Annotated in this window: 12 protein-coding genes; 5 read left to right on the top strand and 7 right to left on the bottom strand. The window is 69.0% G+C overall.

What is annotated here, in order from left to right:
* Window positions 1–49: 49 nt before the first annotated feature.
* Window positions 50–994: a helix-turn-helix transcriptional regulator gene (locus AB0H49_RS03625; RefSeq protein WP_357246739.1), complete on the bottom strand. Its 945-nt coding sequence runs from the start codon at window positions 992–994 to the stop codon at window positions 50–52.
* Window positions 995–1,298: 304 nt separating this feature from the next.
* On the opposite strand from AB0H49_RS03625, the gene AB0H49_RS03620 reads away from it, so the two are divergent.
* Window positions 1,299–2,573: a hypothetical protein gene (locus tag AB0H49_RS03620; RefSeq protein ID WP_357246737.1), complete on the top strand. Its 1,275-nt coding sequence runs from the start codon at window positions 1,299–1,301 to the stop codon at window positions 2,571–2,573.
* 5 nt (window positions 2,574–2,578) lie between these two features.
* On the opposite strand, the gene AB0H49_RS03615 is transcribed toward AB0H49_RS03620, so the two are convergent.
* The 3 genes from AB0H49_RS03615 to AB0H49_RS03605 all read right to left on the bottom strand — a co-directional run bounded on the left by AB0H49_RS03615 (window position 2,579) and on the right by AB0H49_RS03605 (window position 6,487).
* Window positions 2,579–3,631 carry a fused (3R)-hydroxyacyl-ACP dehydratase subunits HadA/HadB gene (locus AB0H49_RS03615; RefSeq protein WP_355003570.1) on the bottom strand — a complete coding sequence of 351 codons (1,053 nt, stop codon included), beginning with the start codon at window positions 3,629–3,631 and terminating at the stop codon, window positions 2,579–2,581.
* A 47-nt stretch (window positions 3,632–3,678) separates the two neighbouring features.
* Window positions 3,679–5,115 carry a lipase family protein gene (locus tag AB0H49_RS03610; protein ID WP_355003571.1) on the bottom strand — a complete coding sequence of 479 codons (1,437 nt, stop codon included), beginning with the start codon at window positions 5,113–5,115 and terminating at the stop codon, window positions 3,679–3,681.
* A 214-nt stretch (window positions 5,116–5,329) separates the two neighbouring features.
* Entirely contained in the window at window positions 5,330–6,487 is a 1,158-nt protein-coding gene (locus AB0H49_RS03605; RefSeq protein ID WP_357247913.1) for a lipase family protein, read from the bottom strand.
* 333 nt (window positions 6,488–6,820) lie between these two features.
* Between AB0H49_RS03605 and AB0H49_RS03600 the strand changes: the two genes are divergently transcribed.
* Window positions 6,821–7,063, top strand: coding sequence for a hypothetical protein (locus tag AB0H49_RS03600; RefSeq protein WP_355003572.1), 243 nt, complete (start codon window positions 6,821–6,823; stop codon window positions 7,061–7,063).
* 4 nt (window positions 7,064–7,067) lie between these two features.
* On the opposite strand, the gene AB0H49_RS03595 is transcribed toward AB0H49_RS03600, so the two are convergent.
* Window positions 7,068–8,192, bottom strand: a complete 1,125-nt coding sequence (locus tag AB0H49_RS03595) for a lipase family protein (RefSeq protein WP_357246731.1) — start codon at window positions 8,190–8,192, stop codon at window positions 7,068–7,070.
* 236 nt (window positions 8,193–8,428) lie between these two features.
* Between AB0H49_RS03595 and AB0H49_RS03590 the strand changes: the two genes are divergently transcribed.
* From AB0H49_RS03590 to AB0H49_RS03580, 3 genes are all read left to right on the top strand, one after another.
* Entirely contained in the window at window positions 8,429–8,980 is a 552-nt protein-coding gene (locus tag AB0H49_RS03590) for a DUF2599 domain-containing protein (protein ID WP_357246728.1), read from the top strand.
* Between the two features lie 29 nt (window positions 8,981–9,009).
* Window positions 9,010–9,669 (top strand): NAD(P)H-binding protein, encoded by a 660-nt coding sequence (locus tag AB0H49_RS03585; RefSeq protein ID WP_357246726.1) that lies wholly within the window; start codon window positions 9,010–9,012, stop codon window positions 9,667–9,669.
* A 651-nt stretch (window positions 9,670–10,320) separates the two neighbouring features.
* Window positions 10,321–10,548 (top strand): hypothetical protein, encoded by a 228-nt coding sequence (locus AB0H49_RS03580; protein ID WP_067778370.1) that lies wholly within the window; start codon window positions 10,321–10,323, stop codon window positions 10,546–10,548.
* A gap of 363 nt (window positions 10,549–10,911) precedes the next feature.
* Here AB0H49_RS03580 and AB0H49_RS03575 read toward each other — a convergent pair whose 3' ends face one another.
* On the bottom strand, window positions 10,912–11,799 hold the full coding sequence (locus AB0H49_RS03575) for a helix-turn-helix transcriptional regulator (protein ID WP_355003576.1): 888 nt from the start codon (window positions 11,797–11,799) through the stop codon (window positions 10,912–10,914).
* An 89-nt stretch (window positions 11,800–11,888) separates the two neighbouring features.
* Window positions 11,889–12,113: a DUF397 domain-containing protein gene (locus AB0H49_RS03570; protein WP_141811104.1), complete on the bottom strand. Its 225-nt coding sequence runs from the start codon at window positions 12,111–12,113 to the stop codon at window positions 11,889–11,891.
* Between the last annotated feature and the right edge of the window lie 163 nt (window positions 12,114–12,276).

Below are 12,276 nucleotides of genomic sequence, written 5' to 3'. Positions count from 1 at the left end.
GTCCGCCGGGGCGGTCTGTCCGTCTGTCGTCTCGGCTGGCCTGTTCGACTCAGCCCTGCCCGGTCGGCTCGTCCACGGTGGGCGGCTGACGATCACGCAGCGCTTCCAGCAGCCCGCGCGTGTACTGGGGCGGTGCGGCGTGCACGGAGAGCATGTTGGCGACGGCCCGGTAGGCGGCGATGTCGGACTGCTTGTCCAGATACAGCGCGCTGGTCAGTTGCTGGAGATAGACGATGTCGGGCAGATCGGACTCGGTGAAGCGCAGCATCGTGAAGGCGCCGTCGGCCAGGGCCGGGCCACCGACGTGGTCGGCGAGCACCTGCAGCGTGATGCTGGGCTGATCGGCCGCCTCGAGCAGCCTGTCGAGTTGTTCGAGCCAGACCGCCGAACCACCGATGCGCCTGCGCAACGCGGCCTCTTCCACGATCACCCAGATCCGGGGCGGTTCCGGCCGGGTGAGGATGTGCTGGCGGCGCATCCGCAACGCCACCCGGCGCTCGATCGCCGCGAACGACTCGTTGGGATGCGCGAGGGACAGCAGGGCCCGCGCGTAGTCGGCGGTCTGCAGCAGCTCGGGCACCGCTCTCGGCTCGTAGCAGCGGATCAATCGGGCCGCCTGCTCCAGGCCGAGGTAGGTGTCGAACCACTTCGGCAGCCAGTCGTTGTCGCGGTGCCACCAGCCCGAGGCGTTGGCCTGGCGGGCGAGTTCGAGGAACTCCGCGCACTCGGTCGGATCCGTCACGCCGTAGAGCGCGAGCAGGTCCACCAGGTCGCGTTCGCGGAACCCGGTACGGCCGAGTTCCAAGCGGCTGATCTTGGAGTGCGATCCGCGGATCGACTCGCCCGCGTCCTCGCGCGAGATGCCCGCGGCCTCGCGTAATCGCCGCAATCGACCGCCGAGCAGCATCCGCAACACGGTCGGACCGCCGTCCGGGCCGGGAAGCTTTCTGGGAAAAGGGGTTTCGCCCGAGAGTCGCACTTCCGGAGCACGCATCCACCGATGATGCCATGAATCGAGGGCGACGCTCCAGGGCACACGGCGGTATCGTTCTGAATGCATGCACAGGCGCACGGGCACGTTGGGGCCGAGCACCAGCCATGAGCCGGAACCACTCCCCGATAGGACGCACAACTCGGTCACGCGCACGCCGCCCAGGACCGGCCCTGGCAATCGTCGCGCTAACGTTTCCGCGCATTCCGCCGCTATATCGAGTGTGTGGCAGACAGGTCTCGGGCCCATCGGCACACCGGCCCGCGACGAATCGAGTAGGAGAATCGTGTAGGCAGAGGTGATTCGTATGGCGACCGTGGGTGTCACGGCGGACCGAACGACGGTTCGCGCGGTACTGCTCTCCAATCCGGTGGCGGACGAACCGCCATCGGCCCCGCTCGAGGAGGTGGAGTGGGAGATCGGCGAGGCCACGGCGGCCGAGTCGATCGCGGCGGCCCTCGAGAATTTGGCCGACCGGACCCTCTCGCTCATCGAGAACACCGCGCTGACCTACCGCACGGTGGAGGAACGGCGCGACATCGTCACCCATCTGGCCACCGGCCGATGGCGGACGTCCTCGCTCGTTTCGGTGCGCGCGGCACTGCTCGCCTATGTGCGGGAAGTCGCCGACCTCGACCGATTCGAGACCATTCTGGCGCTGGAGATCGCCGATCGTGACCTGACCTTCATCCTCACCGACGCGGCGCGCTCGCGGATCCTCGCCTCGGCCGCGTGGCGGGCCGGACCCGATCCCGCGGCCGAAGCGCTCGATCGCGTGCGCCCCGCGCTGCTGGCCAAGGGCCTGACGCTGGACGGCGTCGTGCTCTGCGGCGCGCAACCCGTGGCTCCCGAGCTGCTCGGCGATTTCGAGCGCGTTTTCCAGATTCCCGCCGTCACCGTGGACGACCAGTACCCCGCCGCCGCGGTCGGCGCCGCCCGCATCGCGGCCGCTCAGCTGCCGCAAGATCCCAGCGGCGAACCCGCCGCCCCGATCGCCACCGGCGAGCGGCGGCGCGCGGGTGTGGCGCTTCCGCTCGGCGCGGCGGCGGTCGCGGTGCTCGCCGCGTCGGGCATCGCGCTCTCGCGCGGTACCGACGACGCGACGTGGACCCGCGAGGCGTACCGGACGACCCCGCCCGCCGTCGCGCCCGCCACCCCCGATACCGCACGGCCCGACGCGGCGCCGCCGATCCTGATCGAGGGCGCCCACCAGCCGATCGCACCCGCAGCCGACGCACCGGCGAATCCGGTCCGGCCGGCGCCGGGGTCGGCGCAGGCGAGGCCCCTCGACCCCGGCGACCCGGCCGATCCATTCGACCCCAACGAACCGACCAGGGAGCAGCGTCCGCAGATTCCGACGACCACGCGTTTTCCTGCGCAGGCGGCACCGATCGGAGAACCGGCTCCTGGCGCGGAGCCGCCCAGCAGGCCGGCGGCGACGGCGCTCGGCGCGCCGAACGACAACGGCCTGTACCCCGGCGAAGCACCGCCTCCGCCTGCTGGTTCCGATCCCGCCGTCATCTCGGCATGGTCGGCGAACCACCTGCGGCTCAGCCAACAGTGGCTGCTGCAGGGCGGGTGAGCCGATCAGGAGAGCCGCACTCGCGCGATGCCCTTGCCGAACAACTTGCGAGCACCGCACGTGGCGCCGACTTGCACGGTCGCGGCGCGGAGCGCCGGATCCAATTCCTTGACGCGGCCGCTGAATTCGATCGTGCTCTTCCGGTCCGCGGGCACCGGCGCGAAACCGCCGAAGCGCACGCCGTAGTCGACCACCGCGCCGGGATCGCCCAGCCACGAGGTCAGATATCCCGCGCCGAGGCCCATGGTCAGCAGCCCGTGCGAGACGACATCGGGCAATCCGACCGCCCTGGCGACCTCGTCGCTGAAGTGGATCGGATTGGTGTCGCCGGAGACGCCCGCGTAGTTGACCAGGTCGCCGCGTGAGAGCGCCACCTCGTGCGCGGGCAGTTCGTCGCCGACGCGTAGATCCTCGAAGCGGATCAGCCCGCGTCGATCGCTGTCGTCGAGCGCGTCCGGCGGGCCCGCCGCGCGCTCGGTGAGCCGAGCCGCCGAGGGATGCGGGCTGGCGCTGTCGGGCGCCGCGGGCCTCTGGCCGCTCATCATCACGCCCGCCACGGCGGCGGCGAGATCGCCCGCCATCTCGACGCCGGTCTGCGCGATGACGGTGCTGTGCGTCGTCTGCAGCGGCCGCCCCGCGCCGTCGCTGAGCAGATTCCGGATGACGAGCAGATCCCTCGCGCCGAACTGGCGGAACGATTCGAACGTGCACTCCGAGACCAACTCGTCGCCCGCGACGATCGGGCGGTGCACCCGCACCCGCTGCTCGGTGTGCAGCACCTGGCTGACGTCGTAGCCCGTCAGTTCGGTCTCGAACATCGTTCGCTGCATCTGCAGCCACACGATCGCCGGGAAGGTCAGCGGCGCGACGAGTCCGCCGTAGCCGAGCGACGCCGCGGCGTCCTTGCTCCAGTGCGCCGGGTGATAGTCCTGCACGGCCTTGGCGAACTCGCGAACCTTCTCCCGGCTGACCTCGTAGCGGTCGGCGAGCCGGAAGTGGCGCCCGACCAGCGCCGCGGCTTGCTGGGCGGCGGAGGGTACGTCGAAGTGCGGCGTCATACTGTTGAATCGCGCCGCGGCGGGTCAGCGCAACGTTCGCCGGGACATCAGCATTCGTTCGGGGCGGGCACACCGCGCAACCGCTCGTCCAGCCACAGCACCACCTCCGGGTAACCGGTGGCCGCCCCGATCACATGTTCGCCGAGCACCCCGCGATAGACCGCGGTGACACCGAGCCCGCACTGTTCGCGGTAGAGATTGCGCGCGCCTTCGGCCGGGATCCAGAACTCCTGGTCACCGTTGTAGATGTAGAGCGGCACCGCGGAGGGCATGTCCTCCATGCGTGTCACGCGGTAGATCTCGGCGGCGAACTCCGAGCCGAGCGGGTCGGGAAAGTTCGCGGCGATGTCGATGGGCAGCATCAGCACACCGACCGCACCGAAGGTGCTGCCGCACAGGTCCTTCGCCGGTGAGGTCGCGATCCATTTGGCCAGATTGTTCATTCGCGCCAGGATTTCCGGACGCTCCCTTCCGATGGCGAACACCGCGGCCATGAAGACCGCTGAGGCCAGATTGCCGTTCATGCTGCGCGCCAGGATCTCGTAGTCGGCGGGTACGCCGCCCAGCGCGGCGCCGACCACGACCTCGGACAGTTCCGGCGCGTAGCCGCCGATCAGTTTGACCGCGCCGTGCGTGGCGATGGCCCCGCCGGAGTAGCCGAACATGCCGAAAGCGCTGGCGCCGAACTCCTCGGGCAGCAGATTTCGCACGGCGCGGATGCTGTCGAGCACCGCGTGGCCCGCGACATACGGTTCGGCGTAAGCCATCCACGGGCCCTCGTGATCGGGGATCAGCACCGCGTACCCGCGCAAGATCGCCAATTGCGTTGTGGGCGGGATGAAGTCGGTAACGCTGGTGTTGTCGGTCCAGCCGTTGGCGAGGCTGTAGCCGGGGGTGCAGTCGCGACCGAGCGCGTCGATCGGCAGGTTGTTGACCACCACCGGGCGATCGCCGTCACCGGTCCACGCGCCGGCGGGGACGACCAGGGTCGCGGTGGCGAAGGACGGTCTGCCGTGCGCATCGGTGGTGCGGTACTTCATCAGCAGCGCCTGACGGAACGGCACGAGTACGAGCAAACCCGCCGTCGCGGTGACATCACGGACCTCGATGATCTCGCCCGGCGCGTAGTCGGCGAGGTCGGGCGGCCAGAAATCGAAGATCGGATCGCCCACTCCCGAGGGCAGCGCGGCCTCGTGCAGCGCGGCCAGTGTCGGCGAGACGCCCGCGGTCTCCAGTACCGCGCCGTCCTGGCGCGGTGTCGGAACGATCGGAGGCGGCGGAATCACCCGGTCGATCCATTCCTGCACGCCGGGCAGCAGCGATCCCGAAACGGTGGGCAGCGCGGGCAGTCCGGACAGATCGGGAAGGACGGGCGGCGGCCCGGGGGGCGGTGCGGGTACAGCGGGCGGATCGGCCGCGGCGTGGCCCATCCCCGCCGAAGCGACCAGCAGGGCTGTCAGGAGCAGGGCACGCAAAGATCTCATGGCACACGCCTCTGGGTGCGACGTCGGGTTCGCCTGGCGCCCAGAGAGATCGGGCCGTCGACCCCCGAAATGCCCCTTGGGGGCCAGGGACTCAGGCTAACCGGACGCGCCGAAGCGGCAGCCGGTCCGTGCTCGAGTTGTGTGTGTCATGACGCCGAATCGCAACAACCGAGCCGAATCCGCCTGCCTCGAGGCGGATTCGGCTCGGTCGGCGTCAGCAGTTGCTCGGCGCGGGCTCGCCGCGGAAGCGGGCGTCGAGCCAGCTCAGCGCGGTGGGGATGCCGAGAACGGCCGCGGTCAGGTGATCGGGCACCGGAATCTGCTCGGCCTGCACCGGCACGCCCGCCGCGCACCACCTGCGGTCGGTGTTGACGATCGCGTCGACCGGAACCAATCCGTCGATCGGAGAATGCCATTCGAACACCGGTGTGCGCGGCACGCCGTCGTAGAGCTCGAGGCTGTTCTCCTCCACCACCGCGCGCGCGTCGCGGTCGTCGATCATCGAGGTCGTCTTCGCGAAGTCCATCGCGCCGCGCCCCGCGCCCGTCGCGATGATGTCGTTGGTGCAGCTGTTGGCGATGGCGTCGCGCGCGGCCAGCCCGCGATCGTTGAGCTGCTCACTCAGCGGGAACCGCTCCGGATACTCGCGTTCCAAGCCGAGGCCCGCGGCCAGCGCGAGACCGAACACCGGATGCGAACCGAGGCCGAGACCCTCGAGCATCTTGACCAGGTTCATCGGCACCCCGCCCATCGCGGCGCCCGCGAGCTGGAGTTCCGGCGCGTACTCCGGCGCGAGCGCGGCGGCCCACGCGGTGGCCATTCCGCCGCCGGAATAGCCGACCATCGCGGTCGGGCTCTGCGCCAGTCGCAATTCCGACACCTGCTTGACCGCGCGGATGCCGTCCAGGGTGATCTGACCGCCCAGCTTCGCCGCGCCGTAGGCGAACTGCGGGCCGAGGTGATCGGGCAGCGCCACGGTCCAGCCGCGCTGCAACAGCACGTTCCAGCCGGGCGCCTCGCGCACGATCAGATTGGGATCGCCGGTGTAGAGCACCCGGGAGACCGAGCACTCGGCGCCGAGCCCGTTGATGATGTGTTGGAAGGACAGCAGCGGGCCGTCCGCGCGGTGAGCCTTCGGGGTGAGCACCGTCGTGGTGGCCGCGATCGGTTTGCCCGTGGAGTTGGTCGAGCGGAAACGCACCAGGGTGACGGTGGTGTCCGGGAAGACCAGCAGCGGCGGCATCTGGCGCACCGCGATCACGTCGCCGGGTTTCTTGTCGGCCAGGTCCGGGGGCGCGGCATAGAACGGATCCGGGTCCGGCGCCGGGTAGAGCGGTTCGCTGTGGCTCGCTCCGGCCACCGCCACCACCATCAGCACGCCGAGCGCCGCGGCTCCGAGCGCGCGCACCGAACGTAGGGCCTTTCTCATGGACTGTGCCTCCCCAGTGGGTCCAACGTTGGAGATCATCCTGATCAATGCCCGGTCGGCATGGCAAAAAAGACAGGCAACGTGTGGACTTCTCACAAGTTTGGTCATGACACGCTGTGACCGGCGCGCACACACACTCGTGAGAATCCCCACCGAGGCCCGCGAAGCCCTGTGACTTGTCCAGCCAGTGGGATGGAACATGTTCTTCGCTATGGTCCGGGATCTACCGTCGAGTAACCGGCGCGAGGCCGCGCCGGCCCGGAAGGAGACCGTGACATGGACGGCACGCAGCACATCGCAGAACATCGGCGGGGTGTCGCGGACGCGCCGACTCGGCGCGTGACCGTCTACTTCGACGGCCCGACGCCCGAGGACGAGATCGTCCTCGAGTACGCGGCGACGAGCACCGAGGCGTGGGAGTTCACCACCGCGGCGCTGCACGCGGGGCTGACCGTCACGGTGGACGGCAAGATCCGGCCCGAGCTGCGCAGGTTGCCCTGCCGTTCGCTGTGGCGCTGAGCTTTCACGGGTTGTCCAGCACGCGGTGCAGGAAGGCCAGCGTGTCCGGCAGCGAATCGCGCGCGGTCGCCAGGTGGTCGCCGGGGTAGACCACGACTTGCAGATCCGCACCGGCCAGCGTCAGTTCGGTGACCAGTCCAGCGCTCAACGGCGCGGGCACGTCGCGATCGGTCAGTCCTTGGCCGATGAACAGCGGCACCGTGTGCCCCTCGGTCGGTATCCGCAGCATCGCGCGCGCCGCGGCGAGCAGCGCCGGATCCCACAGCGGCTCGGCCAGCATCTCGCCGATCGAGATGTCGCGCACGAGGGCGTCTGCCTCGGTGACGCATTCCCGTTCGACCACGTCCAGCACTTCCCTGCCCGCCGGGGTCAGGTAGCCGTCCACATCCAGTTCGGGCGCGGTCGCGCGCAGCCCCGCCATGATCGAGGCGAAATACGCGGTCGTCATCCGCAGCGGTAGGCGCGGCACCCAGGGGCCCATCAGCGGGGCGAGATGCTCGAGATTCGACGGCGGACCGGTGGCGGCCGCGCCACGTAGCCGCAGCTCCGGGGCGTCTTCCGGGGCGATACGCGCGGTGAACAAGGCGGTCTGCCCGCCCTGGGACTGCCCGAGCACGGCCCACCGATCGCTCAATTCCGGCACCACCGCACGTGCGGCGCGCACGGCGTCGATCATGCTGCGCGCCTGCGAGGGGCCGTCGAGATACGGGTGGGTGCCGGGGGTGCCGAGGCCGACGTAGTCCGTCAGCACCACGGCATAGCCCGCGCGGAGCAACTCCGGGTAGACGGTGTCCAGGTACAAACGGCGCGGCTGCAGCGTGAACGCGCAGTGGTCGGCGATCCCGACCGTGCCGTGCGCGTAGGCGACGATCGGCCAGCCGCCCGGCGGCGGCGCGCCTTGCGGCAGATAGATCGCGCCGCCGCTGCGCATCGGCCCGCGCGGACCGCGCGACCAATAGACCAGCCGCAGCGCGGCGCCCGCGTTCGCGACGACGACCACGTCCGGTAGCGGAGACACCTCCGTGACGGTCCCCGGCCGCTCGGCAGGGTTCGCCGAGCCGGTGCCGTCGGGCGCCGACACCGAGATGACGACCCCGAGCACGCCCGCCATGATCAGTGCACGCTTCATCGGCCGATGATTGCCGGATCGATGCCCGCGCGGCAAGACACCACATTCGGTGTCCCGGCCGACGTAGTCGGACGCGGTCCCCAGCAGACCCGCGTGCGGCCGCGGCGAAGGCGGAGGTACGCCCTCCTTCCCGGCTGGCGCGAGTTGTCGGCGAAGGCCGTCCCGCCGCGCGCGATTACGCTCGACGGAGACGTCCGCGCCGCGCGGACGCGACAGCGCCTCGGGAGGGATCGATAGTGAGACAGCGGACGCGGAAAGCACACGACCGGCGACCACGCTCGGCGCGGGGTGCGGGGTTCGCGTTGCTGGTGTCCGTCGCGGTCGCCGGATGCGGGGCCGAGGAGGCGTCCACCGCGTCGCCGTCCAGCACCGGCTCGCGGGCGCTGTCCGCCACCTCCGCGACGCTGACGCGTCCGCCGAGCACGAGTTCCGATCGCGCGACGCCCCTCGCGGCGCAGCCGACGGTCGATCCGTACGAGGGCATTCCGCTGGTCGACCACGTCGAGTGGACCGAGAACGTAGACGGCCCACGCCTGCTCGTCTTCCCCTCGGAGGCGGGCCGCCGCACCACCTATCCCGGTTCGGACGAGCGGGCCTGGCAGGAGGTGCTCGTCCAGTCCCCCGCCGCCGACGCTCCCGGCATGCGCGACCAGTTCGTCTGTCACTGGGACTGGGCGCGGCTGGTGCAGCCGAACAAGCCGAGCTGGAATCTCGAACCGTGGCGGCCCGCCGTCGGCTATCCCGAAACCGTGCAGGCCTCGTGCAACCCGGGCGGACCCGAACGCTGACGGTTCGCCCGCTACCGGAAAGGACACCCATGCGCATCGTGATCGCCGGTGGACACGGCAAGATCGCCCTGCTGCTCGCCGAAACGCTCGCCGCCGCAGGTCACTCCGTGTGGAGCCTGATCCGCAACCCCGACCACGCCGACGACGTCGCCGCCGCCGGAGCGCGCCCGGTCGTGCTCGATCTGGAACGGACCGACCTGCCCGCGCTCGTCGACGCGCTCGCCGGAGCCGATGCCGTCGTCTTCGCGGCGGGCGCGGGGGCCGGTAGCGGCGCGGCCCGCAAGTACACCGTCGACAAGGGCGGCTCGGTGCTGCTCGCCGACGCCGCCGAGCAGGCGGGTGTGCGCCGTTTCGTGCAGATCTCCACCATGGGGGCTGGTCAGCCGCCCGCGCCGGGCACCGACGAGGTGTGGGCCGCCTATATAGCCGCCAAAACCCAAGCCGAGGACGATCTTCGGGCCCGCGATCTGGACTGGACCATCCTCCGCCCCGGTAGGTTGCTCGATTCCGAGCCCACCGGCCTGGTCACTCTCAGCCAGTATCCGATCGGTCGCGACACTATTGCCCGCGCCGATGTCGCCGCCGTTCTGGCCGCCCTGCTGTCCGCTCCGAACACCGTGCGCACCACACTCGCGCTCGTCGCGGGGGATACGCCACTGGCGGACGCGGTCTCCGCAATTGGTAGCTGATTGATTGCTGAATGTTCTGCGTCGCAGCGGATTCGATCGGCGTGATCCCAAAGTCGGTTCCGTCGGCCGAGTTATCCGCGCCACCCGAGCGCTTGTTTTCCGCCGCGATTCCGGAACGATTTTCGATGTCACCGATTCGAGACTCGTCGCGGCTACGCCCGTCGGCGGAATGACGACACTTCACTCCGCCCGAAGATCGCACGCCGTCCGGTCCGCCCCGCCGCGCCGCGCCGTCCGCACCGGAACGGCGACATCACCCCGGCGAGCAGCCTCCGACCTGGCCAAGTGCCCACCCGGCAGTGCGCAGCGGACCGTGCGGGCGAGCGGAAACCTGGACGCCGATACGCCGATCCGATGAACCGTCCGGTCGGAACGGTCGGCGACTCGAGCGGGAAGGGTGAAAAACCTTTTGTGCGAATACAATCGATCGTGCAGATGTACTTGCATCTGAAAGGCACGCGGACATAAACTCAGTTCCGCATAGCTATATAGGGGACAACCAGGGGAGGCCGCGTGGGCGAACCGATGGCAAAGTCGCCGGAAGTTTGCTGCCGCCTACATCAGGGACGTCTTATGGACCAACCACTAGTCGGCGGCCGGCTCGGGTTCGCCGAGGCCGCACTGGCCGACCAGCCAGCGAACGGTAGAACTATGAGCACATCGCCGGCCCGCAGCGGCCACCGAAATACCACGTACTCGCGAGAAACGGCGGTCGCGTTCGTCATCGATGCCGTCGAGTCCACCGGCGCGGCCACCCGGAACGATTTCGACATCGATCGGATCGTATCGACGGCGCACGCCATGGCCGACGACTGGGACCTGAAGGCGCTCCAACCGGCGACCTTCTGGCGCATCGCGTCCACCTTCATCAAGCAGTAGCCGGTTCACCTCGCGGCGCCGCAGCCGAACAACGCTGCGCGCCAATGGGTCTCGCCTGCGACAGCCTCGGCCGGACACCACCTCCGTCCGCGAGGTCTCGGCGCGCGACGCACATCGCGACCTACTTCCCTCGCGTCATCCGGACGCTCACCCAGGCGGCCATCTCCGCCTTCGCGCTGTTCTCTACGGTTCACGGCGGTTCGCACTCCTGCGAACTGTATGAATGGTCCGTGCGGTCCCCCGCTCGGCGAGTGCGCACGGCGACCCGGATGTCTACGCGATCAATCGCTTTCGGTCCGCACGCGCCGCCGCGCGGGAAGCGAAAAGAGACCGCTCGTAATCTTCAGTGCCGACGCGTGATCGTCACAGTCCGGCCGCGATCGACGACAACATCTCGATCGACTTCTGCGGCGGCAAGGCTTGGACGCTCAGGCGGTCCATCACCGAGAGGTACAGCGCCAGATCCTGCCTGCGGTCCAGGTACAGGGCGCTGGTCAGGTGCTCGAGGTACACGATGTCGGGTAGCTCGGGCTCGGCGAAGCGCAGGATGCTGAAGGAGCTGCCCGCGGCCGCGTGCTCGCCCGCCGAGTACGGCAGGACCTGAAGGGTGACGTTCGGCAGAGCGGCGAGCGCGATGAGGTGTTCCATCTGCTCGCGCAGCACCTGCGGCCCGCCCACCGGACGGTGCAGCGCGGCCTCGTCGATCACCGCCCAGACGATCGGCGGATCGGTGCGGTGCAGGATCTCCTGCCTGCGCTGACGCACGGCCACGCGCCGATCGGTGTCGGCGTCGTCGTAGCCGAGAGCCAGTACGGCCCTTGCGTATTCGGGTGTCTGTAGCAGGCCGGGCACGAGATGCGCTTCGTAGGTGCGGATCTTGTTGGCCGCCTGCTCCAGGCCTAGGTAAGTGCCGAACCAGGACGGCAGCAGATCGCTGTAACGATGCCACCAGCCAGGCTCGTTGGCCTGCCTGGCCAGCGTCAGGAACTGTTCGCGTTCCATGGGATCGCTGACGCCGTAGAGGGTCAGCAGATCGCGGATGTCGCGTTCTTTGAAACCGGTGCGGCCCAACTCGAGACGACTGATCTTGGCGTGCGAACCACGGATCGCGTCACCCGCGGCCTCGCGGGTGATGTTGCAACTCTCGCGTAGCTTGCGCAACTGCCCACCCAGGGCGATCCGGAGCACGGTCGGACCACGCTCCGCGACAACCGATTGCACGATGCCGTCGTCGTTGGGTTCTGCGATCATGGAGTTCGTCTCCGATACTCTTGGTTGCCCACCAGTGTGTCACATACTTGTCGTTTCGAGACACACCGCACCGATCGCAATGTTACCTTTCAGCTAGTCAAATCGTCGAATTCTCCGGCTTTCGCTCCACGGACGAACGCGTCGATCTCCGGACGGGTGTAGAACAGGACAGCGCCCTCGGGGTCGCGCGAGTTGCGTACTGCGACCAGGCCATTGGACACCTCCGCCACTTCGACGCAGTTGCCCCCGCTGGGTCCGCTGAACGAACTCTTGCGCCAGGCGCTGGTGATCTTGTGCGTGGTTGTACCCGACATTTCCCACTCCTCGGTTACTGCCAGTGTGAGGGACTTACGGCTTGAGTGCTTGCAGATGCACGCTCAAACGTTCTTGCATTTGCACCTACGTTCGGACGATAGCACGAAGTTCACCATGCGGCGCAGAATAATTCGGACCTACCGGCCGGTTTTGATGCCGGTG

It is taken from the genome of Nocardia sp. NPDC050713 (assembly GCF_040654315.1).
Classification (GTDB): Bacteria; Actinomycetota; Actinomycetes; order Mycobacteriales; family Mycobacteriaceae; genus Nocardia.
Note: the sequence above shows the minus strand (reverse complement) of the source record. Positions and strands in the feature narration are given on the sequence as shown.